General features: G+C 68.1%; 24 protein-coding genes. 6 read left to right on the top strand and 18 right to left on the bottom strand.

From position 1 onward, the window contains the following. Positions 1–2: 2 nt before the first annotated feature. Together AC5RVS_RS06305 and AC5RVS_RS06300 are read right to left on the bottom strand one after the other, a co-directional pair. Positions 3–680 carry a redox-sensing transcriptional repressor Rex gene (locus AC5RVS_RS06305; RefSeq protein WP_494107547.1) on the bottom strand — a complete coding sequence of 226 codons (678 nt, stop codon included), beginning with the start codon at positions 678–680 and terminating at the stop codon, positions 3–5. A gap of 166 nt (positions 681–846) precedes the next feature. After that, on the bottom strand, positions 847–1107 hold the full coding sequence (locus tag AC5RVS_RS06300; RefSeq protein ID WP_493989509.1) for a glutaredoxin family protein: 261 nt from the start codon (positions 1105–1107) through the stop codon (positions 847–849). 76 nt (positions 1108–1183) lie between these two features. On the opposite strand from AC5RVS_RS06300, the gene AC5RVS_RS06295 reads away from it, so the two are divergent. After that, positions 1184–2002, top strand: coding sequence for an HAD family hydrolase (locus AC5RVS_RS06295; protein ID WP_494107546.1), 819 nt, complete (start codon positions 1184–1186; stop codon positions 2000–2002). A gap of 129 nt (positions 2003–2131) precedes the next feature. Here AC5RVS_RS06295 and AC5RVS_RS06290 read toward each other — a convergent pair whose 3' ends face one another. The 7 genes from AC5RVS_RS06290 to AC5RVS_RS06260 all read right to left on the bottom strand — a co-directional run bounded on the left by AC5RVS_RS06290 (position 2132) and on the right by AC5RVS_RS06260 (position 8968). Beyond that, complete coding sequence (locus AC5RVS_RS06290; RefSeq protein WP_003792170.1) at positions 2132–2230, bottom strand: 30S ribosomal protein bS22; 99 nt, start codon at positions 2228–2230, stop codon at positions 2132–2134. Between the two features lie 159 nt (positions 2231–2389). Next, on the bottom strand, positions 2390–2602 hold the full coding sequence (locus tag AC5RVS_RS06285; protein WP_493978048.1) for a helix-turn-helix domain-containing protein: 213 nt from the start codon (positions 2600–2602) through the stop codon (positions 2390–2392). A gap of 153 nt (positions 2603–2755) precedes the next feature. Then, the gene (locus tag AC5RVS_RS06280; protein ID WP_494107545.1) at positions 2756–3922 is read right to left on the bottom strand and encodes a 3-deoxy-7-phosphoheptulonate synthase; all 1167 of its coding nucleotides are present in this window, start codon (positions 3920–3922) and stop codon (positions 2756–2758) included. Positions 3923–4340: 418 nt separating this feature from the next. Next, positions 4341–5222: a BadF/BadG/BcrA/BcrD ATPase family protein gene (locus tag AC5RVS_RS06275; RefSeq protein WP_494107544.1), complete on the bottom strand. Its 882-nt coding sequence runs from the start codon at positions 5220–5222 to the stop codon at positions 4341–4343. 159 nt (positions 5223–5381) lie between these two features. Next, positions 5382–6722, bottom strand: coding sequence for an NADP-specific glutamate dehydrogenase (gene gdhA / locus AC5RVS_RS06270; protein WP_493989513.1), 1341 nt, complete (start codon positions 6720–6722; stop codon positions 5382–5384). Between the two features lie 364 nt (positions 6723–7086). Further along, positions 7087–7566, bottom strand: a complete 480-nt coding sequence (locus tag AC5RVS_RS06265) for an ArsR/SmtB family transcription factor (protein ID WP_493989514.1) — start codon at positions 7564–7566, stop codon at positions 7087–7089. Positions 7567–7765: 199 nt separating this feature from the next. Further along, on the bottom strand, positions 7766–8968 hold the full coding sequence (locus AC5RVS_RS06260) for an acetoin utilization protein AcuC (protein WP_494107543.1): 1203 nt from the start codon (positions 8966–8968) through the stop codon (positions 7766–7768). A 122-nt stretch (positions 8969–9090) separates the two neighbouring features. On the opposite strand from AC5RVS_RS06260, the gene AC5RVS_RS06255 reads away from it, so the two are divergent. Both AC5RVS_RS06255 and AC5RVS_RS06250 read left to right on the top strand, forming a co-directional pair. Then, positions 9091–10503 (top strand): TrkH family potassium uptake protein, encoded by a 1413-nt coding sequence (locus AC5RVS_RS06255; protein WP_494107542.1) that lies wholly within the window; start codon positions 9091–9093, stop codon positions 10501–10503. A 40-nt stretch (positions 10504–10543) separates the two neighbouring features. Beyond that, positions 10544–11182 carry a potassium channel family protein gene (locus tag AC5RVS_RS06250; RefSeq protein ID WP_494107867.1) on the top strand — a complete coding sequence of 213 codons (639 nt, stop codon included), beginning with the start codon at positions 10544–10546 and terminating at the stop codon, positions 11180–11182. 42 nt (positions 11183–11224) lie between these two features. Here AC5RVS_RS06250 and proC read toward each other — a convergent pair whose 3' ends face one another. The 5 genes from proC to AC5RVS_RS06225 all read right to left on the bottom strand — a co-directional run bounded on the left by proC (position 11225) and on the right by AC5RVS_RS06225 (position 18767). Beyond that, positions 11225–12085, bottom strand: coding sequence for a pyrroline-5-carboxylate reductase (gene proC, locus AC5RVS_RS06245; RefSeq protein WP_494107541.1), 861 nt, complete (start codon positions 12083–12085; stop codon positions 11225–11227). Positions 12086–12415: 330 nt separating this feature from the next. Further along, positions 12416–13432 (bottom strand): Ppx/GppA phosphatase family protein, encoded by a 1017-nt coding sequence (locus tag AC5RVS_RS06240; RefSeq protein WP_493989518.1) that lies wholly within the window; start codon positions 13430–13432, stop codon positions 12416–12418. Positions 13433–13523: 91 nt separating this feature from the next. Next, the gene (gene topA / locus AC5RVS_RS06235) at positions 13524–16244 is read right to left on the bottom strand and encodes a type I DNA topoisomerase (RefSeq protein WP_494107540.1); all 2721 of its coding nucleotides are present in this window, start codon (positions 16242–16244) and stop codon (positions 13524–13526) included. Between the two features lie 179 nt (positions 16245–16423). Then, positions 16424–17077 (bottom strand): ArsR/SmtB family transcription factor, encoded by a 654-nt coding sequence (locus AC5RVS_RS06230; RefSeq protein WP_493989520.1) that lies wholly within the window; start codon positions 17075–17077, stop codon positions 16424–16426. Between the two features lie 79 nt (positions 17078–17156). Further along, the gene (locus AC5RVS_RS06225) at positions 17157–18767 is read right to left on the bottom strand and encodes a DUF7059 domain-containing protein (RefSeq protein ID WP_494107539.1); all 1611 of its coding nucleotides are present in this window, start codon (positions 18765–18767) and stop codon (positions 17157–17159) included. 137 nt (positions 18768–18904) lie between these two features. Here AC5RVS_RS06225 and AC5RVS_RS06220 point away from each other — a divergent pair, with 137 nt between their 5' ends. Further along, positions 18905–19483 carry a GNAT family N-acetyltransferase gene (locus tag AC5RVS_RS06220; protein WP_494107538.1) on the top strand — a complete coding sequence of 193 codons (579 nt, stop codon included), beginning with the start codon at positions 18905–18907 and terminating at the stop codon, positions 19481–19483. A gap of 108 nt (positions 19484–19591) precedes the next feature. Here the strand turns inward: AC5RVS_RS06220 and trhO are convergent, their stop codons facing one another. Next, positions 19592–20494 (bottom strand): oxygen-dependent tRNA uridine(34) hydroxylase TrhO, encoded by a 903-nt coding sequence (gene trhO, locus AC5RVS_RS06215; protein WP_494107537.1) that lies wholly within the window; start codon positions 20492–20494, stop codon positions 19592–19594. 97 nt (positions 20495–20591) lie between these two features. Between trhO and AC5RVS_RS06210 the strand changes: the two genes are divergently transcribed. Both AC5RVS_RS06210 and AC5RVS_RS06205 read left to right on the top strand, forming a co-directional pair. After that, the gene (locus tag AC5RVS_RS06210; protein WP_493989524.1) at positions 20592–21266 is read left to right on the top strand and encodes a GNAT family N-acetyltransferase; all 675 of its coding nucleotides are present in this window, start codon (positions 20592–20594) and stop codon (positions 21264–21266) included. Positions 21267–21420: 154 nt separating this feature from the next. Next, the gene (locus AC5RVS_RS06205) at positions 21421–23775 is read left to right on the top strand and encodes a DEAD/DEAH box helicase (protein WP_494107536.1); all 2355 of its coding nucleotides are present in this window, start codon (positions 21421–21423) and stop codon (positions 23773–23775) included. 29 nt (positions 23776–23804) lie between these two features. On the opposite strand, the gene AC5RVS_RS06200 is transcribed toward AC5RVS_RS06205, so the two are convergent. From AC5RVS_RS06200 to AC5RVS_RS06190, 3 genes are read right to left on the bottom strand one after another with little or no spacing between them, the layout of a single operon-like run. Next, positions 23805–24278 (bottom strand): Rv3654c family TadE-like protein, encoded by a 474-nt coding sequence (locus tag AC5RVS_RS06200; RefSeq protein ID WP_494107535.1) that lies wholly within the window; start codon positions 24276–24278, stop codon positions 23805–23807. After that, positions 24265–24708: a TadE family type IV pilus minor pilin gene (locus tag AC5RVS_RS06195; protein ID WP_494107534.1), complete on the bottom strand. Its 444-nt coding sequence runs from the start codon at positions 24706–24708 to the stop codon at positions 24265–24267. The genes AC5RVS_RS06200 and AC5RVS_RS06195 overlap by 14 nt, the downstream gene beginning before the upstream one ends. A 3-nt stretch (positions 24709–24711) precedes the next feature. Continuing rightward, entirely contained in the window at positions 24712–25149 is a 438-nt protein-coding gene (locus tag AC5RVS_RS06190; RefSeq protein ID WP_493989527.1) for a DUF4244 domain-containing protein, read from the bottom strand. Between the last annotated feature and the right edge of the window lie 104 nt (positions 25150–25253).

Genomic DNA, 25253 nt, shown 5'->3' with positions numbered 1-25253 from the left:
GCTCAGCTATGCTCCGTCGCCTGCGCCCGTTGCGCGTGGTAGGCCAGGATCTGCAGTTCGGTGGCCATGTCCACCTTGCGCAGCTGCACGGATGGCGGGACCTGCAGCACCGCGGGCGCAAAGCTGAGAATGCTCGTCACGCCGGCTTCGACGAGCCGGTCGCAGAGTCCCTGCGCCGCGCCCGCTGGCACGGCCAGGACCGCCATGTTGGCTCCGGTTTGCCGCAGGACGGGTTCCAGGTCAGCGATCGGGCTGACGCGCATCCCAGCGACCTCCGACCCGACAACCTGCGGGTCTGCGTCGAAGAGCGCCACGACCCCGAAGCCCTTGGTGGTAAATCCGGAGTAGCCGGCCAACGCCCTGCCCAGGTTGCCGATGCCGACGATCGCCACTTTCCAGTCCTGGGTGAGCCCCAGAGCCGCGGCAATCTCCTGGCCGACCAGCCGTACGTCGTAGCCCACGCCGCGGGTGCCGAACGAGCCGAGGTAGGAGAGGTCCTTGCGCAGGGTGGGCGGGCTGACGCCGGCGGATTCGGCCAATTGCTCGGACGATATGCGTTCCGTGCCTTCAGACACCAGCGAATTCAGGGCCCGGAGGTAGATGGTCAGGCGTGCGAGGGCGGCCGGCGGGATCTCGTTGCCGGATGGCCTGGCCGCCTCGGTATCCGGGAGGTGGGTCACTGTTGTCGCTCCGATGCCTGCTGCGGGGCTCCGATCCTGCTGTGTCCAGCCGGTCCGGGTCCTGGGTGCCGCCGGCGGCTGTCCAACCGCAGGCTAGTGTCCCCCCAAGATTAAGCTGCCCCGCGCCGCTCTCCAACTCCGATGACGCGGGCCTGTCGGCCTCGAACTACTGTGTGAGCAGCCGTCGCAGCCGGTCCGGATCAATGTGCCAGAAGTCCCGCTGGACGCCGTCGATCATGACCACGGGGATTTCTTCGGCGAAGCGCCGCTCCAGCTCGGGGTCCTCGAGGATGTTCTTCTCCTCCCAGGCGAGACCGAGCTCCCCCGCAACACTCCCGACAGTCTCCCGTGCCGCCTGGCACAGATGGCAGCCGGGTTTGGTCAGCAGCACCAGTTCGTGTGCGCGGCCGGCGTCGGATCCACTCATGCCTTCCACGGTAGCCGCCACCGGCGGTGAACGGACAATTCCCGGACAATTCCCGGCGCCTCGTTAGACTCGAAGCATGCCCAAGACCGCCGCCGGCCATGCACAGCGCGCCTCGGTCTCCGCCGACCCGGGGACGGAAGCGGCATTTTTCGACGTCGACAACACCCTGATGCGCGGGGCCAGCCTGTTCCACGTGGCCCGCAAGATGTACCAGCGCGGCGCCTTCCGGATGCGCGACGCTGCCGGCTTCGGCTTCAAACAGGCCCGCTTCCTGATGCGGGGAGAAAACCTCAAGGACATCCAGTCCATCCGTGACACGGCGCTGGCCCTGGCCACCGGCCTGATGAGCGACGACGTCAAACAACTGGGCGACGAGGTCTACGACGAAGTCATCGCCTCCAAGATCTGGCCCGGAACCAGGGCGCTGGCGGACCAGCACCTGCGGGTGGGCCGCAAGGTCTGGCTGGTGACGGCCACGCCGGTTGAAGTGGCCGCCGTCATCGCGGACCGGCTTGGCCTGACCGGCGCCTTGGGCACGGTGGGCGAAATCGAAGACGGTGCCTACACCGGACGGCTCATCGGGGACATCCTGCACGGGCCGGCCAAGGCTGTTGCGGTCGAGGAGCTGGCCATCCGCCAGGGCCTGGACCTGGGGCGCTGCTGGGCCTACAGCGACTCATACAACGACGTCCCGCTGCTGACCCTGGTGGGCAACCCGGTGGCCATCAACCCGGACATGAGGCTGCGCCGGCACGCCCGGCAGAACAACTGGCCGGTCTATGACTTCAGGAGCGGCCGGCGGGCGGCCACGGTGGGCCTGAAGGCCGCCACGGGGGCCGGCGCGGCCTACGGGCTCTGGCGCGGCGTCAATTGGTTCCGCCGGCCGGCGGCGTAACGGCCGGCACAGCCCGTCCCGCCCCAACCCACGCCCAACCCGCCCGAACGGCATGAACGGGCCGGTTAACGGCACAAGGCCCGCCAGTTTCCTGGCGGACCTTGGAAGCTTGGGAACCGGTTGTCGGTCCTACTTCTTGTTGCGGCGCTGGTGACGGGTCTTGCGAAGCAGCTTACGGTGCTTCTTCTTGGCCATACGCTTGCGGCGCTTCTTAATAACTGAACCCACGAGTCCCTCATTCACTGATAGTTTCGCAAGCTGCCGGCGCCCGGCGGGGCACACGCCAACTCACGGTTTTCGACGATGACGTAAAACGTTCCTTAACAGGGTACCGCCTCTGCGCCCCCGGCATTGACCGCCGGCTAGCAGCAGGCCCGCACCGGAGCGTCAGGCGGTCCCGGTCTCCCGGTCGATCACGGCGCCGCGCAGGTACTCCTCCACGGCTGATTCGGGCACCCGGTAGGAACGTCCGAAGCGCACGGCGGGCATCTCGCCCGAATGCACCAAGCGGTAAACGGTCATCTTGGACACGCGCATGACTGCGGCCACTTCCGACACCGTCAAGAAGCGCACACTCGAGAAATTATTCTCGTCAGCCATTACGCACTGTTCCTTTACTGTAAGCAACACCGGCGGCGTGCCGCCTTGCCCCGCCCCAACAACCGTCTTCCTAGATACTTTAGAGGCTGTTGTGGCAAAAGTGAAAGTGCACACTGTAGCTTAAGCGTTTTAACCAAGCACGGGCTTTCGCCCTCATGCCGCTTCCGGGGCGCGATGTCGGGCGGCCGATGCAAGCTGGGCCAGCACGTCGGCCGTCACGTCCCATTCCATGCAGGCATCCGTGACGCTCTGCCCGTACACCAACGCCCGTCCGCCGGCGTCTTGGGACACCTCCAGTTTCTGTGCCCCGCCCACCAGGAAGCTCTCCAGCATCAGGCCGGCGATGGCGCTGCCGCCTGCTTCGACCTGCGCGGCAATCTCCAGAGCCACCTCGGCCTGGCGGTGGTGGCTCTTGCCGCTGTTGGCGTGACTGGCGTCCACGATCAGCCGCGGATTCAGACCGGCTTCCGCCAGCGCCCCGGAGGCCGCCGCAACCTGGTCGGCTCCGTAGTTCGGGCCGCTCGCGCCGCCGCGCAGGATCACGTGGGTGTCGGGATTGCCGTTGGTGGACACGAGCGCGGCACGCCCCTCCCCGTCGATCCCCAGGAACACCTGTGCCGCGGACGCGGCGTGGCAGGCGTCGAGCGCGACCTGCAGCCCGCCGTCGGTGCCGTTCTTGAAACCCACCGGCATGGAGAGCCCGGACACCAACTGGCGGTGGATCTGGCTCTCGGTGGTGCGCGCGCCGATCGCGCCCCAGCTAACCAGGTCCGCCAGGTACTGCGGGCTGATCGGTTCCAGGAACTCCGTGGCCACCGGCAGGCCGAGCTCCGCCACGTCCAGCAGGAAGGTCCGCGCCAGCCGCAGGCCGGCGGCGATGTCATGGGAGCCGTCCAGCCGCGGGTCGTTGATCAGCCCCTTCCAGCCCACGGTGGTGCGCGGCTTCTCGAAGTACGTGCGCATCACGATCAGCAGCTCTTCGCGGTGTTCCCGCGCAACCTGCGCCAGACGGCGCGCGTAGTCCAGGCCTGCCGCGGTGTCGTGGATCGAGCATGGCCCGACGATCACGAGGAGCCGGTCGTCCACCCCGTCCATGACGGCACGGATCTCCTCCCGGCCGCGGGCGACGACGGCGGCGGCTTCGGCGGTCAGGGGCTGTTCCTGCAACACGTCGCCGGGCGACGGCAGCGGGCTGAAGCCACCCACCCGCAGGTTGTTCGTGCTGCGCGGCGAGGCCGGGGCGGCCGCTTCGACCTCCGCGACGCCGTGGCCCGGCGTCGGCGCTTCGGTTTCCAAGAGGTGGTTGGCTGCTGCATTCATGGTCGGTGTCCCGTCTGTTGGCGGCGGGACTTTGCTACAGAACCCGCCGGAGAAATGGCGAAGGGCAGAGAATCATCTCTGCCCTGTTGGCTCTGAAGGTCGGTATGCGTAGGCGCTAAGCGGTTACGTCAGGCCCCTCCAGAGCCAACGCAAAATACGCATACCAACGAGTCGTCATACCCGGAACTCTACGCGGGATCCGCGGGAGAGGGAAAACGCGCGCCGGGACATGACAGATTATGACGACGTCGGGGCGCCGGCTCCCGCGGCGGCAGCGCCAGCCCGACGGCGGGGCGCCGGCTGCAGCGCAGCGTCGGCTGCGGCGCCCGCGGAGGCAGCGCCAGCCGGACGGCGCAGCGCCGGTTCCTGCTGCGGCTGAGGCCGGAGGTGCGGGAAGGGTGGCGTCCCCGGAGCGCGCTCAGGCCAGACCGGCCAGGACATCAATGCCGAAGACGGGCTCCCGGTCCAGCGGTCGGATGTCCGCGATCCCCTGCGGTTCCAGTGCGGCAGCCAGCGACCGTTGGAACCGCGGGACGTTCATGCCGAGTCCGCCGCCGAGCACCACCGGGCCGCTCATGCCCAGCCGCCGGGCGACCAGGGCAATCTGGCCGGCCAGGTCCGCCGCGGCGCGGTCGACGATCGCCCCCGCCGGCGGGTCGCCTTCGTCGGCGGCGGCCACCACCAGGCGGGACTTGCCCGCCCAGAACCGCCGGTCGGTTTTCGGTGAGTGCAACAGCGCGATCAGTTCCACCGGGTCCTGCAGCCCGCAGTCGTCCAGCAACAAGTCCGTGAGCCGGTCCCGTGGCAGACCCGCATCCAGGCGGGAGAGTACGTGCCGCACTGCTTCCCGCCCCAGCCAGTAGCCGCTGCCCTCATCGCCCAACAGGTGCCCCCAGCCGCCGGCGCGGGCCTCAAGTCCGGCCTCGTTGATGCCCCATACCGATGATCCGGTGCCGGCCACCACGCCGATCCCCGTGCGGAGGTGGCCGGCGGCCAGCACCAGGCGCGTGTCGTGGACAACGTGGACGTCCGCCCCCGGTGCCAGCGGGGCGATCAGCGCGCGCAGCGCCGCGGCATCGCCCTCGGTGTCGATCCCGCCTGCCCCTGCGTAGACGGCGGTGATCCCGGCTCCCCCAAGCCGGCCGAAGACTTCGGACAGGGCCGCGGCGGCCTGGGCGGGGCTGGCGTTCTGGACGTTCGCGCTGCCCGCCGTCGCTTCCGCAACCAGCAAACCGTCGTCCAGCCGGATGCCGTGCGTCTTGCTGCCGCCGATATCCAGCCCGATGAGTCTTTGCACCATGGAGTGAGCTTACTTGGGGCGTCCCGCAGCCGGCGGCCTGACCGACACGTCCGCGGGCCAGTGGACACCGCGGGGACAACCCCGTGCGCACAAAACGAGACGGTGCCCGCCGGGGCGGGCACCGTCGTCGTGATCAGTGCTTTGGCTGTGTCCGCTGCCTTAGATGAGGCCCAGGGCGAGCATGGCGTCAGCGACCTTCTTGAAGCCGGAGATGTTCGCGCCCGCCACGTAATTGCCGGGCATGCCGTATTCCTCGGCCGTCTCGGCGCAGCGGTCGTGGATGCCGACCATGATTTCGGTCAGGCGCTGCTCGGTATAGTCAAAGCTCCAGGCGTCGCGGCTGGCGTTCTGCTGCATCTCCAGGGCCGACGTGGCCACGCCGCCGGCGTTGGCTGCCTTGCCCGGACCGAAGAGCACACCTGCGTCCTGGAAGATGGAAGCTGCTTCGCTCGTGCAGGGCATGTTGGCGCCTTCGGCGACGGCGACCAACCCGGATTCCACCAGGCGGCGGGCTGATTTTTCATCCAGTTCGTTCTGCGTGGCGCACGGGAGCGCCACGGTGCAGTTGACGTCCCAGATGTTGCCGTCGGCCACGTAGTGCACGGCCGAGCCGCGGCGTTCGGCGTACTCCGAAATGCGGCCCCGCTCAACTTCCTTGATCTGGCGCAGCAGTTCGACGTCGATTCCGGCCTCGTCGACGATGTAGCCGCCGGAGTCGGACGCGGTGACCACGGTGGCGCCGAGTTCCTGCGCCTTTTCGACGGCGTTGATCGCCACGTTGCCGGAGCCGGAGATCGCCACGCGCTGCCCGTCCAGGCTTTGCCCGCGGGTCTTGAGCATTTCCTGCGCGAACAGCACCGCGCCGTAACCGGTGGCTTCAGGGCGGACCAGCGAGCCGCCCCAGCCGGTGCCCTTGCCAGTGAGGACGCCGGACTCGTAGCGGTTGGTAATGCGCTTGTACTGGCCGAACAGGTAGCCGATTTCGCGGGTCCCCACGCCCATGTCCCCGGCCGGAACGTCTGTGTATTCGCCGATGTGGCGGTAGAGCTCCGTCATGAAGGACTGGCAGAAGCGCATGACCTCGGCGTCGGACCGGCCGCGCGGATCGAAGTCGGAGCCGCCCTTGCCGCCGCCGATGGGCATGCCGGTCAAGGCATTCTTGAAGATTTGCTCGAAGCCGAGGAATTTGATGATGCCCAGGTAGACGGAGGGGTGGAAGCGCAGGCCGCCCTTGTAGGGGCCAAGCGCGGAGTTGAACTCGACGCGGAAGCCGCGGTTAATCTGGACATTGCCGGCGTCGTCCACCCACGGAACGCGGAAGATAATCTGGCGCTCGGGCTCGCAAATGCGCTGCAGGATGGCGGCGTCGGAGTATTCGGGATGCCGGGCGGACAGCGGCTCGAGGGTTTCGAAGACTTCGGTGACGGCCTGGTGGAATTCCGTTTCGCCTGGGTTGCGGCGGAAAACTTCGTCGCGGACTTCAAGCAGGTGGGCATCCATGGGTGCGTCCCTTCACTAGCTGACGTATTGGGGCACTCAGGTTGCTGCAGGCCCTCACACAGAAAACCACAAGAAGCGGAATCTAAGAAACACGCCTGACACATCGCAGAACCGCCCCGTAACGCGCCGACCGGCGGTACAGTCGGCCGTTTTGTCGCACGGATCCGGGCATATCCGGCACCGGTCGCCCCATGGCTGGCGCGGAAAGTGCGGCCCGTCACGGGCGAACGGACCAAGCCGCCGGGGTCCGAATGTGTGGGTCATCACGTGCGGGTCATCACCGGCCCGGGTCCTCCGCCCGGCGCGGGGACTGCCGGCCGGCCGCGGCGCGGGCTGCCGCCTGCGACTGCGGCAGGCCTGCCGCTCAGCCGCGGCGGCGGCGCGGCAGCTTGGGCAGGTGCGCGAAGATGTCCGCGGCCTTGGTCGTTGCCTTGTTGGCCGCCTGCCCGAGCGATCGGCTGAGGTTGGCAGAAACCGGAACCTCGAGGCTCCGTCCGGTCACGGCATGCGCGGGCTCCTGCGGGGCGACGACGGCGGCTGCCACCGCGGGTGCCACCGGCTCCGCCTCGGTCACGGGCAGAACATCAACACCGAAACCGATGATCCAATCGGCCACATCCTGCAGCGGCCCGGTCTGCAGCGAATAGTAGCGCTTCTGCCCCTGCGCGCGCATGGAGACCAGTCCGGCTTCGCGCAGCACCTTCAGGTGCTTGGAGACGGTCGGCTGGCTGACCTCCAGTTCTTCGACCAATTCGCCCACCGCTTTGTCGCCGTCACGAAGCGAGCCGAGTATGTCCCGGCGGGTACCTTCCGCAATCACTGCAAAGACATCATCGATGGCCATTCCATTACCCTAATCGCATATATGCTTTGCGGCACACCCTTGGCGGTGGTCCCGGGCCCAGGTACGGCAAATCGTTATACCGTGCAGCGCCCATACTGCGCGCCGCGCCCGCCGAACCGAGCAGGCCCCCGGCCGGCCCGGCGCCAGACTGCGTGTCCACCAGAACCGGGTGGGCACCACCGGCCGGCCTTCCAACCGCCTAGTCGAACCAGGGATCGAGCCCGTGGTAGGGGAAGATTTCCTTGCGCGTGGCCATCACGGTGCGGTCCACGCCGTCGTTCGGGTCATAGCCGACCTCCCACGAACGCCACCACAGGTCGGCGTCGTCGCCCATGTACAGCGGGGCCTGCTGTCCGTACCGCACCTCGACATAGTCCTGCCAGGACTGCGGCACCTCGCTGTGCAGCGGAATGGCCCGGCCGGACACAATGGCCAGCATGTGGGTCCAGGACCGGGGCACCACGTTGCAGACGTCGTAGCCGCCGCCGCCCGTGGCGATCCACCGGTCGCCGCAGATCTCGCGCGCCAGGTCGGCCGTGTCCAGCATCATTTGCCGCTGTGCATCCACGCTCAGCCGAAGGCTGCTCAGCAGGTCGCGGACGTGGTTGTCGCAACCGTGCTGGCTGACAATCACTTCGGGGGCGAAGGCCCTGACCAACTGCGGGACCACCGCGTGGAAGGCCCGCAGGAAGGCCGCGTCGCCCGAGCGGGGCGGCATGGAGACGTTCACGGAACTGCCCGGCGCCTCCGGACCCCCGCTCTCGTTCGCAAAACCCGTCCCCGGGAACAGGTGGGTGCCGGTTTCATGCAGGGAGATGGTCAGCACCCGCGGGTCGTTGTAGAAGATGGACTGAACGCCATCGCCATGGTGCGCGTCGACGTCGAGGTACGCGACCCTCTGCACGCCGTTATCCAGCAGGTGCTGGATGGCCAGCGCGCAATCGTTGTAGATGCAGAATCCGCTCGCCTTGCCGCGCGCGGCGTGATGCATGCCGCCGGCGAAGTTGACCGCATGCAGCGCCGAGCCGTCCAGGATCGCGGCCGCGGACTGCAGGGACGCCCCGGCGATGAGGGCACTGGCGGTGTGCATGCCCGGAAACACGGGATCGTCTTCGGTGCCCAGGCCCCGCTCTTCATCTACGGCGTTAGGGTCTTCGCTGACCGCCTTTACCGCGGCCACGTAGGCCGGGTCGTGAACGGTCTGCAACGCCGCGTCGCCGGCCATTTCGGCTGCGGCCAAAGTGACGTTCGGGCGGTGGAAAATGGCGAATTCGTCAGCCAGCCTGGCCGTCAGGTCCAACCGGATCGGCGACATGGGATGGTGCGCGCCGAAGTTGTACGCCAAGACGGATTCGCTCCACACCGCCAGGGTGGGAACCGCGGGAACTGGGGTCGCTGACATCACAGACAGGCTACGCGAAAGCACCGGTCCGCACGCATTCGTCCCGCGCCCGTGCTGTCAAATGATGATTTACTACTGCAAGGAACAAGTCAGCGATTCGGAGCCGGACAGAAGCGATCGGAATGACCAGACAACAGCCGTCATGGCTGGCCGGGCGGGAACACGAACGATTCAGCCTTTTGCGCACGCTCCGCGATTTCGTGGACAGCGTTGCCAACAGTTCCCCGGCACGGCTTGCGCTGATCGTCTACGTGGCGGTGATCCTGGTCTTCACCGGCCTGCTGTCGTTGCCGGCCGCGGCGCGGGACGGGGCCATCACGCCACTGCACGACGCCTTCTTCACGGCCGTCTCGGCCGTCTGCGTCACGGGCCTGACCGTGGTGTCCACCGCTGCCCACTGGACTTTCCTCGGCCAGGCCGTGATCCTGCTGGCCATCTTCATCGGCGGCCTGGGCACGCTGACGTTGGCCTCGCTGCTGGCGCTCATGGTGAGCAAGCGGCTGGGCGTGCGCGGCAAACTGATCGCCCAGTCTGCCATGAACAACGCAGGCCGCCTGGGCGAGGTCGGCGCGCTGCTGCGGATCGTGATCACCACCTCCGTGATCATCGAAGTGGTGCTGGCCCTGGTGCTGTTCCCCCGCTTCCTGATGCTTGGCGAATCCTTTCCCCAGGCCGCCTGGCACGGCATCTTCTATGCCATCTCGGCGTTCAACAACGCGGGATTCACCCCGCACTCGGACGGCCTGGTCCCCTACGAGACCGACGAGTGGATCCTGCTGCCGCTGATGGCCGGAGGTTTCTTGGGCAGCCTCGGATTCCCGGTGGTCATGGTGCTCCTGGAACGCGGTTGGCGCTTCAGCAAATGGAACCTGCACACCAAGCTTACGGTCGAGGTGTCGCTGATCCTGCTGGTGGTCGGTGCCCTGGTCTGGGGCGCCATGGAGTGGAGCAACCCGGAGACCCTGGGCGGCCTGAGCACCTGGGACAAGGTCCTCCACGCGACGTTCGCCTCCATCATGACGCGCTCGCTCGGCTTCAACCTGGTGGATATGAACAACCTGGAGCCGTCCACCATGCTCTTTTCCGATGCCCTGATGTTCGCCGGCGGCGGTTCCGCGTCGACTGCGGGCGGCATCAAAGTCACGACCATCGCGATCGTGTTCCTGGCCATCGTTGCCGAGGCCCGCGGGGACCGGGACGTGAAGATCCACGGCCGGACCATCCCGGAAGGCGCCATGCGGGTGGCCATCTCGGTGATCGTCATGGGTGCCACCTTGGTGGCCGTCGCCTCCGGCCTGCTGCTGGCCTTCACCGGCGAAAGCCTGGACCGGGTGTTGTTCGAGGTCATTTCCGCGTTCGCCACCTGCGGGCTGAGCACCAACCTGAGCGCCGAACTGCCGCCCGAGGGCAAATACGTGCTCTGCGCCCTGATGTTCGCCGGCCGCGTCGGCACCATCACGTTGGCCGCCGCGCTGGCGCTGCGCGAACGCCGCCAGCTGTTCCACTACCCCGAAGAGAGGCCCATCATTGGCTGAGAAGTCCGCATCGAACAGACGTCCCGCCCACAACGCGCCCGTGCTGGTGGTCGGCTTGGGCCGCTTCGGTGCCTCCACCGCGGAACAACTGGTCAAGCAGGGCCGCGAGGTGCTGGCGATCGAACGTGATCCGACACTGGTGCAGAAGTGGTCGGGGCAGCTGACCCACGTCGTGGAGGCCGACGCCACGAACATCGACGCGCTGCGCCAACTGGGCGCCCATGAGTTCAGCTCCGCCGTCGTCGGTGTCGGCACGTCGATCGAGTCCTCGGTGCTGATCACCGTGAACCTCGTGGACCTGGGCATCGAGCACCTTTGGGTCAAGGCCATCACCCCGTCGCACGGCAAGATCCTCTCGCGCATCGGCGCCAACCACGTGATCTATCCGGAGGCCGACGCCGGCCGCCGCGCCGCCCACCTGGTGGGCGGACGGATGCTGGACTTCATCGAGTTCGACGACGGTTTCGCCATCGTCAAGATGTACCCGCCGAAGGAAACCCAGGGCTTCACGCTGGGTGAGTCTCAGGTGCGCTCCAAGTACGGCGTCACCGTGGTGGGCGTGAAGTCACCCGGCGAAGACTTCACCTATGCCCGGCCGGAAACCAAGGTCTCCAGCCGGGACATGCTGATCGTCTCCGGGCACGTGGACCTGCTGGAGCGCTTCGCGGCCCGTCCGTAGCGGAGCCCGCGCCGGTCCCGGGATCCCAGGGCCTGCCCCGCTTCACGCCAGTTCGCGCGACAGTTCGGCCGCCCGTTCGGCGGCGGCCGCGGCACCGCGCGCGATGACACGCGGCAGCCCGTCGTCGTCGAAGGAGGCGATGGCTCGCTCCGTGGTGCCGTTCGGGCTGGTGACGGCGCGGCGCATGACCGCCGGGTCGGCATCCGGCGCGGTGAGCATGATGCCTGCGCCGGCCACGGTCTCGCGGGCCAGAGTCATCGACAGCTCCGGGTCCAGGCCCAGCTCCACGCCGGCAGCGGCCATTGCCTCGGCCAGATAGAAGGCATAGGCGGGGCCGGAACCGCTGACCGCCGACACCGCGTCCAACTGGTTTTCCGGAACCACGACGACGGTGCCGGCGCCGGCGAACACCTCGCGGGCGGCAGCCAGCTGGGAATCCGTCACGTGGCTGCCGGCAGAGATGCCCACGGCACCCCGGCGCACCTTGAGCGGCGTGTTGGGCATGCTGCGCACCAGCGGCTGGGCTGCCGGCAGCGCGGCTTCCATGGCGGCAACGGTGACCGCCGCGGCCACGGAAACCACCACCGTCGCCGCGTCCAAAGCCGGCGCGATGGTCCGGCACAGGTCCGCGATGCCCGTCGGCTTGACCCCCAGCACGGCAACGTCGGCACCCTGCACGGCGGTGGCGTTGGCCGCGGGGTCGTCCTGTTCCGCCAGCACCGTCAGGCCGGGATAGCGTCCGCGCAGTTCTTCGGCGCGCTCGCCGCGGCGCACCGTCGCCGTCACGTTTTCGGCGGGTGTTCCGGAGGCCAGCAGCCCGGCCAGGACGGCCTCGTTCATGGAACCGCAGCCCAGGAAAGCGATGCGGCGTGCGGTTGGCGTTCCGGTGGCGTCAGCAGTCATGTCTGCCATTGAATCACGGGGCTGTCATCGGGCGCGTGCCGCGTTCCTCCCCCTCGGCGCAGCCGGCCGGGAAGAACTCACAGGTGCCGTTCAGGTATTTCCCGGCGTCGTCCCAAAGTTGCCGCCTAGTGTCGTAAGCACCTCATCAAGGTGCGAGTGATGATGGACCGGATCTGCTGGTTCCGGTCCAGGCGCCGGCGAACAGCGGTTGACTCCCCCAACCAACCGCAACGTTCGCCGGCGTCGCCATTTAAGCCTCCCCCCGGGGACCAACAAACCTTGTAAGCCCGCACCGGGTACCGGCAACTCCGCGGCTTAGGGGGCGGGTCGCTAGCTGCCGACCTTTTCGACGGCGGGGGCCGGCTCCAGCGCCTGCTGCACCAGCATGGTGCCCACCGGACTGACCGGGGCGTCGCTGTCGTAGAGCAGGTGGTCGAAGCGTTTGAGGATCAGCCCCTCCCGCAGCGCCCAGGGGCAGATCTGCAAGGTCTCGATCTCAAACATTTCCATCGCCGCCTCGGCAACCATCGCCCCCGCCAACAGCTGCGGCGCCCGCACCATCGAGACACCGGGCAAATTAACACGGTCGCTGACCGGCATGGCGGCCAGCCTGCGGGCCCACAGGGACAGGTCCGTGCGGTGCAGTTCCCGCCGCACGTACGGGCCGGCGGCCGAGGGCGCGGCTCCGGCGATCCGTGCCAGCGAGCGGAAGGTCTTGGAAGTGCCGACCACCATGTCCGGCCGGCCCAATGCAGAAAACTCTCCCACGACGGGAGCCAGCGTCTCGCGGATATACGCGTGCAGGTCCTTGATGCTCTTCACGCTCGGCGGGTCCTCGGGCAGCCACTGCCGGGTCAGCCGGCCGGCTCCCAGCGGCACAGATACGGCTAGTTCGGGCAGTTCATCATGGCCGATGGCCATTTCGAAGGAGCCGCCGCCGATGTCCAAGTCCAGGATGGTGCCCGACCCCCAGCCGTACCAGCGTCGGACGGCCACCAGGGTCATGCCGGCCTCCTCCGGGCCGGTCAGCTCCTGCAGCGTGACATTGGCTTCCGCCTTGACCCGGTCCAGCACCGCCCTGCCGTTGTTCGCTTCGCGGATGGCCGAGGTGCAGAAGGCCAGCATGTCTTCGGCGCCGTGCAGCCCGGCAAACCGCCAGGCCTCGCGGATAAAGCCGATGAGTTCCCGCTGGCCCTCTTCGCTGATACTGCCCTCGGCATCCAGGTAGGCCACCAGCGACAACGGCCGCTTGTGCGAGGCGAAGGGCACGGGCCGGGCACCCGGGTGGGCATCCACCAACAACAAATGCACCGTGTTGGAACCGATGTCGAGGACGCCCAGACGCATGTTCATATTATTGCAGTGTTGCGGCCCGGGCACCGCCAACGGACAACGGCTCCGGCCCCGACCGCCGCGGGCAACGGCCGGGGCACGTCCGCTACTTCTTGGCGGCGGCCTTGCGCCGTACCGGTTTCTTCGCCGCCGGCTTCGCCGGTCCCTTCGCGCGCTTCTCCGCCAGCAGCTCGATGGCCTGCTCGCGTGTCAGCTCTTCGATGCTGGTGGCGCGCGGCACCGTGATGTTCGTGACGCCGTCGGTAATGTAGGGGCCGAACCGGCCGTCCTTGACCACGATGTTCTTCTCCGACACCGGATCCACGCCGAACTCGGCCAGCGGCGCAGCCGCGGTGCGGCCGCCGCGGGTCTTCGGCTGCGAGTAGATCTCCAGCGCCTGTTCCAGCGTGATGGTGAAGATTTCCTCTTCCGAACCGATCGACCGCGAGTCGCTGCCCTTCTTCAGGTACGGGCCGAAGCGGCCGTTCTGCACGGTGATTTCGGTGCCCTCGGCATCGGTGCCGAGCACGCGCGGCAGGCTCAGCAGCTTCAGCGCGTCCTCGAGGGTGACGGTGTCAACGCTCATCGACTTGAACAGGGAGCCGGTGCGCGGCCTGACCTTGGCGGGCTTTTTCGGCGGCTTGGGCTTGCCGTTCTTGTAGTACTCCACCGGCTGCGCGGCCAGCTCTTCGGCCGTCGGCTCGTGGATCACTTCGGTGACGTAGGCGCCGTAACGGCCCTCCCTGGCCACGATCGTCCGACCGGTCTCCGGGTCCGTGCCAAGCTCGCGCTCGCCCGGCCCCTGGGTTTCCATCAGCTCGACGGCTTTCTCCGGGGTCAGCTCGTCGGGAGCCAGGTCCTCGGGGACGTTGGCCCGCTCCGGCTCTTCGCCGTCGCCCTCGCCGTTGCGTTCCAGGTATGGCCCAAACTTGCCCACCCGCAAGGTGATGCCCTCGGCAATCTCGATCGAATTGATCCGTCGCGGATCAATTTCGCCCAGGTCGTTCACCACGGTGTTCAGGCCGGTTTCCTTGCGGTCCCCGTAATAGAAGCCGGAGAGCCACTCCGTCCGGCTGGCCTCGCCGCGGGCAATGCGGTCCAGGTCCTCTTCGAGTTCCGCCGTGAAGTCATAGTCCACGTAGTCGCTGAAGTACTCTTCCAGCAGCCGCACCACGGAGAATGCGATCCAGCTCGGAACCAGGGCGGAGCCGCGGGTGCGGACGTAGCCGCGATCCATGATGGTGGAGATGGTGGCGGCGTAGGTGGACGGGCGGCCGATGCCGCGGTCCTCCAGCGTCTTGATCAGCGATGCTTCGGTGTAGCGCGGCGGTGCTGACGTCTCATGTCCGACGGCGTCGACCGCCTGCGCGTCCAGCGCGTCACCCTTGGCGAGGTTCGGCAGGCGTCCGCCGGTGGCATCGTCGTCGTCCTCGCGGCCGGCGTCCTTGCCCTCCTCATAGGCGGCCATGAAACCCGGGAACGTGATGACGGTACCGGATGCGGTGAACTCCGCGTCCCGCCCGTCCCCGGCCGTGGCGCCGAGGCGCACGGTCGACGTCGATCCCTTGGCATCGGCCATTTGCGAGGCCACCGTGCGTTTCCAGACCAGCTCGTACAGCCGGTACTCGTCGCCGGAAAGCTGGCTGCGGACCTGGCCGGGCGTGCGGAACGAGTCCCCTGCCGGCCGGATGGCTTCGTGGGCTTCCTGGGCGTTCTTGTCCTTGCCCTTGTAGACGCGGCGGGCATCCGGAACATATTCGGGTCCGTACAGCTCGGAGGCCTGGCGCCGTGCGGCGTTGACGGCCTGGTCGCTCAGCGCCGGCGAGTCGGTACGCATATAGGTGATGTAGCCGTTTTCGTACAGCTTCTGCGCCACCTGCATGGTCGAGCGGGCGGAGAACCGGAGCTTGCGGGCCGCCTCCTGCTGCAGGGTGGACGTGGTGAACGGCGCTGCCGGACGCCGGGTGTACGGCTTGTTCTCAACCGCGCGGACTGAGAACCGGGCGCTGCGCAGGGAGTCTGCCAGGCCGGTGGCGGCCGCCTCGTCCAGATGGACGGCGGAGCGGGCCTTGAGCCGGCCCAGATCGTCGAAGTCCTTGCCGACGGCGACCCGGCTGCCGTCGAGGGAGACCAGCTTGGCCTTGAACACCCCGCCCTTGGCGGCGTCCTCCGGCGCCACCGTGGCGACCAGGTCCCAGTAGGAGGCCGCCCGGAACGCCATCCGCTCGCGCTCACGCTCGACGACCAGCCGGGTGGCCACGGACTGCACGCGTCCTGCGGACAAGCCGGCCTTGACCTTGCGCCAGAGCACCGGGGAAAGTTCGTAGCCGAAAAGCCGGTCCACGATGCGGCGGGTTTCCTGGGCGTCGACCAGGTCGGTGTCCACCTCGCGGACCTCGGTCAGGGCGCGTTGCAGGGCTTCGCGGGTAATCTCGCTGAACGTCATGCGGTGCACGGGTACCTTGGGCTGCAGCACCTGCAGCAGGTGCCACGCGATGGCTTCACCTTCGCGGTCACCGTCAGTTGCCAGATAGAGTTCGTCGGCGTCCTTGAGCATCGCTTTGAGCTCGGAAACCTTCTTCTTCTTGTCCGGAGACACCACGTAGTAGGGCTCGAAATCGTTGTCGATGTCCACGGCAAACTTGCCGACCGACGTCTTTTTCAGCTCGGCCGGCAGGTCGGAGGGCTGGGGCAGGTCACGGATGTGCCCCATGGAAGCCGTGACCTCAAAGCCCTCGCCGAGGTACCCGGCGATGGTTTTGCCCTTGGCCGGGGACTCGACGATGACGAGTTTCTTGCCGGTTTTTTCGCGGGCCTTGGCTGGCACTGTGCTCCTACGTAAAGAAAGGGGTGTTGATGCGCTTGTAAATACGTCCCCCAACCCGGCGGGGTGGAGGACCGTCAGCACTAGGTTAGCCGCAACAGTACCGCGAAACAGAAAACGCCAACGGGTGCAGCCGGTTGCCTCCGGTGCCGCGGACCACTGCCGATGCCTGCGACAGGGCCCTAATCGTTGTCGATGTCGCCGGGCAGGAAGGAGAAGACATAGTAGAGCTTTTCGGCCCCTTCACCCCGGTTCTCGGGATTGGTGGTCGGGCTGTATTCCAGCAGGATCTCGCCGATCCGCCGGCCGAGGTCCTTCCGCTGTTCCTCGGTCAGGTAGAACCGTCCCGTGCTGAGGGCAGCCAGGTGTCCTTCCTGCCGCCACGTGTCAGGGTTCGGCAATTGCTTGTCCCGTTTGACGTACTTGGACAGACGTTCGCGCAGGTCGTTCAGTTCCACGTCCACCACGCCCATGGTGGCGGCACGGCTGTCCGCCACGCTGGTCACGTCCAGACGTCCGGCCGCGGCCTGCCAGTGCCGCTCCCGGCCGTCACCCTGGTTCACGCACCGCTTGACGAATCCCCACTTTTCCAACGCCCGGAGGTGGTAGCTCATGGCGCTGGGGGTCAGCCCGTGCCGCTGGGCCAACTCCGTGGCGGTGGCCGGCTGCTGCGTATCAAAGAGCTCTTCGATAACCTTCAACCGCACGTTATGGGCCAGGGCACGGATGGCGCGGGCGTCGGAGATATTGACCCTGTCTCCGGCTGCCGGCTCCGCCCCGGTGGCCGCCGCTGCCGCGGCCGCCCGGCCGGTCGTCGTGGTTGAACCCTTAGTCATGATCAGTAAGTGTAATGCCGGTCACCGCTCCCGGGCGGGGCTGCCGGGCAATCCCCGACTGCAATACGGCAACAATTTCCTATTCGCCGGCAGGCACCAGGAAGCCGTCTGCCACCAGGTTCCGCACTTCGGCGGACAGCTGACGGGCGAAGTCCGGCTCCTCGCGGCCCAACAGTGCCGCCAGGGCACCAATGATCTGGTCCACGCCCAGGTCGCCGTCGCTGGCGGAAACGAACCCGGCCAACTCGGTGCTCATCAGGTTGGTCCGGCGCAGCCCCGCACCCTGGCGCAGCAAGATGACGCCGGGGTGTTCGGCGCCCGGCCGCTGGTGCCGCTCCTCGGTCACGTCCTCGGCCACCCGCAGATGCTGGCGGCCGAAGTCGGCGGCGTGCTCGGTCAGCCAATCGGCCCGTTCGACCGCTGCGGCCAGGTGCGGGCCGACGGGCTGCTCGATCGGATACGTGATCTCCTCGAACCGCCGCAGCGCTCCTGCACCTGCAGCCGCCGCCGTGGTTTCGGGCAGCGGGCGGCGCAGCCAGACCAGCCCGAAGCCGAGGGCCTCCACGTCCCGGGACGCAAAATCGTCCAGGTAGGCGGCGTAAGCGGATTCGAACAGCTCCAGATCGCGGTTCACCGAGGCGTCGCGCAGCCACGTCTGCGCATACTGCGCCGGGCTGAGCTGCTCCCGCTGGATCACCCAGGCGTCGATGTCCGGTGCCAGCCACTGTTCCAACCGTGCGTGCCAACTGCCGACGCCGGCCGGAATTTCCCAGTTGCCCAGCATCTGCGCCACACCGCCGTCGGCCAATACTGACGGCAGCGTACGGAAGAGGGTGGCCACAATGTCGTCGCCGGGCAGTCCGCCGTCGCGGTAGGTGAATTGCTCGTCGGTCCGTTCGGCCGGGCGCCGCGGCGTGATCACGAACGGCGGGTTGGACACCACCAGGTCGAAGCGCTCCCCCGCCACCGGTTCCAACAGGCTGCCCAACCGCAGGCTGACCCGGTCCTCCAGGTTGTCCGGGTCCAGCCCGAGGGCACCGGCGTTGAGCGCGAGGTTGAACCGGGTGAAGGCCAGCGCCCGCTCCGAGATGTCGGTCGCGGTGGCGTGCCGGGCGTGGCCCAGCAGGTGGAAGAGCTGGATCCCGCAACCGGTGCCAAGGTCCAGGGCCCGTTCCACCGCGGGGCGCACAGTCAGCTGGGCCAGGGTCAGCGAGGCCTGGCCGATGCCCAGGACGTGGTCGTGCCGGAGGACGCCGGGCCGCTGGTGCGCACCGAGGTCGCTGGCCACCCACAGCTCGGTCTCGCCGAAGGCGTACGGGCGGAGGTCAACAGCTGCCCGCCACTCGCCGCCGTCGTGCTCGGCCAGACGGAGGGCGGCAAGGCCGTCCACCCCGGTGCGCGGGAACGCCCCTGCCAGCTGCGCGGGCTCCACGCCCCGGCCCAGCAACCAGAGGCGCACGACGGCGGCCAAACGGCCCTGTGCCGGATCCTCCAGCAGGCGGGCCGTGGCCAGCACGGCCGGGATTAGCTGGTCGCGGTCCAGGGCCTCCCACGCCTCGGCGCCGAGCAGCGTTGCCACCCCGTCCACGCTGTAATCGAGGTCGGTCAAGTCTGCGGCCAGGTCCGCCAGCAGCCGCGGGTCGGTGCTGGCGGGCGCGCCGGGCACGTCGGAGAAGTCTGTATTACGCACGGCCCAAGTTTAGTAACCCCGGCGGCGAGGGTGCGGCCACCCCGGACCTGCCCGGGGCGGAGGTGTTGGCGCCTCTCTAGCGGCCGGTTACTGCTGCCCGTGCGTCCGCGGCGGTTCCCTGATGGTTAAATGACCTCATGCTCGTCACCACCACCCACCTTGAACAGACCGATCCGGCCCAGCTGGTGCCTGGCTCGCGCCCGCTGCCTGATGATGCCGCCGTGGTGCGGGTACCGCAGATCAGCCCCGAGTACAGCAAGTTCCTCTACCGGAGTGTGGGCAGCAGCTGGAACTGGGCTGACCGGCTGGTGCTCACACGCAGCGAATGGGAACAGGTGGTGCGTGCTCCCGGCGCGGAAACCTGGGTGCTGTACACCGCCGGCGCCCCGGCCGGCTACGTGGAGCTGCTGGGCCGCCCCGGCCAGGCGGGCACCGACGTCGAAATCATGTACTTCGGCCTGTTCCCCGAGGCGATCGGCCGCGGCCTTGGCGGTGCCCTGCTGGCCGAGGGCATACGGCAGGCCTGGCAGTTGCACGGCCGCTGGGACGGGTTTCCGCCGGTCCAGCGCGTCTGGGTGCATACCTGTTCCCTGGACGGGCCGGCGGCGGTGGCCAACTACCAGGCGCGGGGCATGAGCGTGTTCAAGACCGAGGTCGAGGACATCGAACCGCAGGATGCAACTGTTGGCCTGTGGCCGGAGACCGTGGACGCCTGACCGGCCTCGGGATCGGACGTCCTTGGGACGTCACTGTCCCCGCGCCGTAACAGGTCCTCGGACGGTCCCCTGCCCGGGGAGCGACGTCCGCGTTGCCGCCCGAAACAGTCAGGCGGCAGGTTCCGGGCAGCCGTCCGGGCAGCGCAGGGTCTGCGGATCCGCTGCGCACGCGGAACAGTACAACGTCAGCTGGCGGCAGTCCGGGTTGGAACAGTTCTCGAACTTGTTGGTCGGCGCCTGGCAGCGGACACATTCCCCGATGGTCTTGGCGTCCGGCGTGAACTCCAGGTGCATGCGCTGATCGAAGACGTAAAGCGAACCTTCCCACAGCCCGGCGTCGCCGAAGGTTTCGCCGTAACGGACGATTCCGCCGTCGAGCTGGTAGACCTCCTGGAAGCCCCTGTTGACCATCAGGGATGACAGCACTTCGCAGCGGATGCCGCCGGTGCAATAGGTCACCACCGGCTTGTCCTTAAGCTCGTCGTACTTGCCCGAGTCCAGTTCCTTGATGAAGTCGTGGGTGGTGGCCACGTCCGGGACGATGGCGTCTTTGAACTTGCCGATTTGCGCTTCAAAGGCGTTGCGGCCGTCGAAGAAGACCACGTCTTCGCCCGCAGCCTTCTTCGCGTCGATGAGCTGGTGCAGTTCCTCCGGGCGCAGGTGCGTCCCGCCGCCGACCACGCCGCCCTGGTCCACTTTGAGCTCGCCCGGAGCGCCGAAGGACACGATCTCGTCACGGACCTTGACGCTCAGCCGCGGGAAGTCTTCCGCGCCGCCCTCGGACCACTTCACAGCGAGGCCGCGGAAAGCGGGATATTCGCGCGTGGTTTTCACATACTGCTTCACCGCGTTCAGCTCGCCGCCCACGGTGCCGTTAATCCCGTCCTTGGAGATCAGGATCCGGCCGCGCAGGCCGAGTTTCTCGCACAGCGCGCGTTGCCACAGCCGGACGGCGTCCGGGTCCGGCAGCGGGGTGAAGGCGTAATAGAGCACAATCCGGTTCAAAGCCACGCATCAAGGGTACGCGGTGGTCGGAAATCAGGGATTGTGACAGGGTTGTCATCGATTTCCTGTGCCGCCCGCGGCCGCTGTTCGGTACAGTCCTGCTATGGGTCACGAATATACGACTGACGTCCCCGACGACGTCCTTGCCGCCTGGGTTGCCGGCTGGTCGGCCTGCCGGGGCTACTCCGCCGAAGAGGTCGACGGACACCCGGCCGTGCTGCTGGCCGACAAGACCGGGGACTGGGAATACTTTGCTTTTGAACCGGGCGACGAGGAATTCGCCGCCGTGGCCCGCGACACCACCAAGTCGCCGGGACGGATCTTCACCGTGCTGACGCGCGACGCGCAGCGGATCCACCGACTGGCGCCGCAGCACGGGCTGCGCGTGCACCACAACGCCCAGTCGCTGATGGTCACCGACATGTCCGGCCAGGACACCGAGGACCCGTGGTACCGCGACCCCGATTTCAAGACCGAGGTCGAGAAGCACGGGAATGTCCACCGGGTCCGGGTGGTGCACGAAGGCAACGAGGCCGCGCACGGCGTCGCCGCCGCCGTCGACAATTTCGCGGTCTTCGACCATATCGAAACGGACGTTAATTACCGGCGCCGCGGGCTGGCCACGCACGTGATGCGCGCGCTGATCGCGTCCGTGTTGGAGCACATGGTGGACACCGGGCTGCTGATCGCCTCGCACGACGGCCAGATGCTCTACAGGCACCTGGGCTGGGATACCGTCTGCGATGTGATGATTCTCAAGCCCCTGGCGGAGGGCTGACCGCCTGCTGCCCGCCACAGTGCGGGCCGGCCGGCGGCCCGGCAGGCGCCCGGCTCGCCTGACTGCGGAAGCCTGCCCGCTGCGCCCCGGGCGCCCGGCCTGCCGGGCTGCGGAGCCTGCCCGCCGCACCTCGGTCTGGTGACACAATGTTCGGGTGGCCCTGCACGATTCCCTGATCCCGCTGCTCGGCTCCGGTCCGGAGCCTGAGCAACTGGTGCACGTCCGCGAGCTTCCGGCCCGGGAGGCCGTGGCCGAGCCGTGGCCGGACTGGGTCCACGAAGATATCCGTGCCGCCTATGCCGTGCTCGGGGTGCACGAGCCGTGGCGCCACCAGGTCCGCGCCGCCGAAAGCACCCACCAGGGCCGCCATACGATCATTGCCACGGGAACCGCGTCCGGGAAATCGCTGGCCTACCAAGTGCCGGCGCTGGACGCCATCCACCGGACGGGCCTGGCAGACACCGTCAGCCTCGAACCGAGCGGTGCCGCCGCCCTGTACCTGGCCCCGACCAAGGCGTTGGCGGCCGACCAACTGGCCGCCATCAAGGCGCTGAAGCTGCCCACCGTGCGGGCGGAAACCTATGACGGAGACACGGATCCGGGTGCCCGCCGCTGGATCCGGGACCATGCCAACTTCGTGCTGGCCAATCCGGACATGCTGCACTTCGGGATCCTGCCCAACCACGCCTGGTGGGCACGCTTCTTCCGCCGGCTGCGCTACGTGATCATTGACGAGGCGCACAGTTACCGCGGTGTCTTCGGCTCGAATGTCGCCAATCTGGTGCGGCGGCTGCGCCGAATCTGCGCCAGCTACGGCGCGGACCCGGTGTTCATCGGGGCCTCTGCCACCTCCGCGGACCCCGGAACCTCCTTCGGTCGGCTGATCGGCGCGGAAGCAGAGGCTGTGACCGAAGACTGCTCGCCGCACGGCTCCACGACCGTGGCGTTCTGGGAACCCCAGCTCACCGAGCTCAAAGGCGAGAACGGCGCCAAGGAACGGCGCACGGTGGTTGCAGAGACATCCGACCTGCTGGCCAACCTCGTGGCTGCGCAGGTGCGTACCATCGCGTTCATCAAGTCGCGCCGGGGTGCCGAGACGATTTCCTCCATCACCAAGCGGCTGCTGGACGACGTCCATCCCTCGCTGCCGGGGCGGGTGGCTGCCTACCGCTCCGGCTACCTGCCGGAGGAACGCCGCGAGCTGGAAGCCAAGCTCAGGTCCGGGCAGCTGCTGGGCGTCTCGAGCACCTCGGCGCTGGAACTGGGCATCGACATCTCCGGGCTGGACGCCGTCCTGGTCGCGGGCTGGCCGGGCACCCGCGCGTCGTTGTTCCAGCAGATCGGCCGTGCCGGCCGGTCCGGGCAGGCCGCGCTGGCTGCCTTCGTGGCCAGCGACGATCCGCTGGACACCTACCTGGTGCACCATCCCGAGGCTGTCTTCGACGTCTCCGTGGAGGCGACCGTTTTCGACCCGTCGAATCCCTATGTCCTGGGGCCCCACCTGTGCGCCGCCGCCCAGGAGCTTCCGTTGACGCCGGCGGATATCGGGCTGTTCGGTGCCGCAGCTCCCGGCCTGCTCGACCAGCTGACCGCCGACGGTTATCTCCGGCGGCGGCCCGCCGGCTGGTATTGGACCCATCCGGAAAGCGCAGCGGCCATGGTTAATCTGCGGGCCGACGGCGGTGGACCGATCAGCATCGTCGAAACGGAATCAGGGACGCTGCTCGGGACCATGGACTCTCCGCAGTCGCACTACCAGGCCCACAACGGCGCCGTGTACGTGCACCAAGGCACGGCGTACGTGGTGGATGAGCTCAACGAGCAGGACCACTGCGCGATGGTGACCCGGGCCAATCCGGACTACTACACACAAGCCCGCGACGTTACGCAGATCGAAGTGCTCGGCGCGCAGCGGACCGAGCAGTGGGGCGAGGTCCAGGCCTGTTTCGGCGACGTCAAGGTCACCACCAAAGTCATCTCCTTCCAGCGCAAGGCCTTCATCTCCAACGAGATCCTGGGCGAAGAGCCGCTGGACCTTGGTGCCAGGGAACTGTTCACCAAGGCCGTCTGGTTCACCATCGGCGAGCAGCAATTGACGGCCGCCGGTTTGGTCGCGGCCCGTGTGCCCGGTGCCCTGCACGCGGCCGAACATGCCGGCATCGGGCTGCTCCCGCTGGTGGCCTCCAGCGACCGGTGGGACATCGGCGGGGTGTCGACAGCACTGCATGCCGATACCGGCAAGCCGACCATCTTCGTCTACGACGGGCATCCCGGCGGTGCGGGCTTGGCTGAACGGGGCTTCGAGGCGGCAAGGATCTGGCTGGCGGCCACCCGGGACGCCATCCGGTCCTGCGAGTGCGAAACGGGCTGCCCGTCCTGTGTACAGTCCCCGAAATGCGGCAACAAGAACAATCCCCTGGACAAGTCCGGGGCGGTCACGCTGATCGAGGCCTTGCTTTCCCACGCCGGCCCTGCCCCTGCCGACCGGCACCAGACAGCCGTCGCGTAACCGCGGGGCACCGCCGCCCTGCACGGACCTTACCGCCCCGGTGGCGGCCCCGCCCGTGACAGGCCCTCGGCATGCGTCCAATGTCCGTTAAGCCACCCCAGCACGTCGGGCAGCCGGGTCCCGGTCCGGACGTCAACCACCACACCGCCGGGTCCGGAGCGGCGGCAGGCGGACATTTCGGCCTCCTGCTTGCGTGCCACTTCCGCGGCCAGGGTGCATGGTTCGCCGGCCAGCAGGCCGCGGGCAGCATCGGCGCCGGCCAGGGCAGCCAAGTCGGCCGCCTTGCCGGCCCGCGCCGATGCCGTGGCCGTCTGCATCACCGTGACGACCACCGCGAGCATCAGGCACAGCAGCAGCACCAGGCCCACCGACAGCACCGTTCCGGCCCCGTGCTCCGTGCAGTCCTGTCCTGTTGCGCCGGCATCGGCAGCGGCACCGGCTCCAGGGGGTGCCGCACCGGGTGGCGCCGCCCCGGGCAACGGCGGACGGTTATCGGCCATCATTTCCTGCGCCTGACCGGACCACCGGTCCCCCGGTCGGCTCGACCGGCCCGGTGGCCCGGGCTTCCAGCGTCCAGCCGCCAAATTCCGGCCAGGGTCCCGGCATCTGCGCCCTGACATGCACCGTGACCCAGCCGTCGCCGCTGCCGAACGCCAAGGTGGCGCCGTCCCCCGCGATGGAGCGGACGGTATGGGCGGCGGTTGTCTCCGACTCGCCGCGGCCGAGTTGCCGAACCGCGGCCTGTGCGGCCTTCTCCACAGTCAGCTGCGTTGCGCCGGCGGCTGCCCCGGCCAGCAGGAAAGCCAGCACGACGACGACGGCGGGGAGGACGATGGCGAATTCGGCCGTGACGCTGCCGCGCTCGCCGGGGCGGCCGTGGGCGGCTGTGTCGCAGCGGCTGGCGCGGAAGTGGGCGAGGCGGCTCAGAGACACCGGTCAGACCGCCGTCAGCGCCAGTTCCACCAGGTCCGTGAGCATGCCGCGGACTTCGCCGCTGCGCAGGATCAGGACCAACAGGCCGGCGAAAGCCACCGCCGCAAGCGTCGCGATGGCATACTCGGCGGTTGCCATCCCGGCTTCAGAACCTGCCAGGTGCCGCCAGTTTCGCCTGGCTAGCCTGTCCCGGCCGCCGGCCGGGAAGGCAATTACCACCGCCCGATGGCCGGAGTCCTCATGCTCCATCCCGGGCAGTTGCAGCGGAGCGGCCCCGGGCGTCTGCGCCGCTGCGGCCCGGCGTGACTGCGCTGCCGCGTCCCCGCGTGGATGCGGCAGCGCAGGGTTCGGCTGCAGCACGGGATTCGGCGGCAGCGCGGGGTTCGGCGGCAGCGGGCGTGGTGCTGTCCTGTCCCGGATTTCGACCAGTGACAATGACATGTTTTCCTCCTGGATAAGGCCGCCGGATTGCGGTCATTTGAGCCTCCCCGACTACGCCAGGGTGCGGGCACCGCCGACTTGCTGCCGGTGCACAACCTGCGGCG

Source organism: Arthrobacter sp. Y3221048 (assembly GCF_059092685.1).
Note: the sequence above shows the minus strand (reverse complement) of the source record. Positions and strands in the feature narration are given on the sequence as shown.

Coding starts and splice junctions, on each gene's coding strand:
- AC5RVS_RS06300 (WP_493989509.1), bottom strand. CDS start 1,107: ATGAGTGGATCCGACGCCGGCCGCGCACACGAACTGGTGCTGCTGACC.
- AC5RVS_RS06295 (WP_494107546.1), top strand. CDS start 1,184: ATGCCCAAGACCGCCGCCGGCCATGCACAGCGCGCCTCGGTCTCCGCC.
- AC5RVS_RS06285 (WP_493978048.1), bottom strand. CDS start 2,602: ATGGCTGACGAGAATAATTTCTCGAGTGTGCGCTTCTTGACGGTGTCG.
- AC5RVS_RS06280 (WP_494107545.1), bottom strand. CDS start 3,922: ATGAATGCAGCAGCCAACCACCTCTTGGAAACCGAAGCGCCGACGCCG.
- AC5RVS_RS06275 (WP_494107544.1), bottom strand. CDS start 5,222: ATGGTGCAAAGACTCATCGGGCTGGATATCGGCGGCAGCAAGACGCAC.
- gdhA (WP_493989513.1), bottom strand. CDS start 6,722: ATGGATGCCCACCTGCTTGAAGTCCGCGACGAAGTTTTCCGCCGCAAC.
- AC5RVS_RS06265 (WP_493989514.1), bottom strand. CDS start 7,566: ATGGCCATCGATGATGTCTTTGCAGTGATTGCGGAAGGTACCCGCCGG.
- AC5RVS_RS06260 (WP_494107543.1), bottom strand. CDS start 8,968: ATGTCAGCGACCCCAGTTCCCGCGGTTCCCACCCTGGCGGTGTGGAGC.
- AC5RVS_RS06255 (WP_494107542.1), top strand. CDS start 9,091: ATGACCAGACAACAGCCGTCATGGCTGGCCGGGCGGGAACACGAACGA.
- proC (WP_494107541.1), bottom strand. CDS start 12,085: ATGACTGCTGACGCCACCGGAACGCCAACCGCACGCCGCATCGCTTTC.
- AC5RVS_RS06240 (WP_493989518.1), bottom strand. CDS start 13,432: ATGCGTCTGGGCGTCCTCGACATCGGTTCCAACACGGTGCATTTGTTG.
- AC5RVS_RS06230 (WP_493989520.1), bottom strand. CDS start 17,077: ATGACTAAGGGTTCAACCACGACGACCGGCCGGGCGGCCGCGGCAGCG.
- AC5RVS_RS06220 (WP_494107538.1), top strand. CDS start 18,905: ATGCTCGTCACCACCACCCACCTTGAACAGACCGATCCGGCCCAGCTG.
- AC5RVS_RS06210 (WP_493989524.1), top strand. CDS start 20,592: ATGGGTCACGAATATACGACTGACGTCCCCGACGACGTCCTTGCCGCC.
- AC5RVS_RS06200 (WP_494107535.1), bottom strand. CDS start 24,278: ATGATGGCCGATAACCGTCCGCCGTTGCCCGGGGCGGCGCCACCCGGT.
- AC5RVS_RS06190 (WP_493989527.1), bottom strand. CDS start 25,149: ATGTCATTGTCACTGGTCGAAATCCGGGACAGGACAGCACCACGCCCG.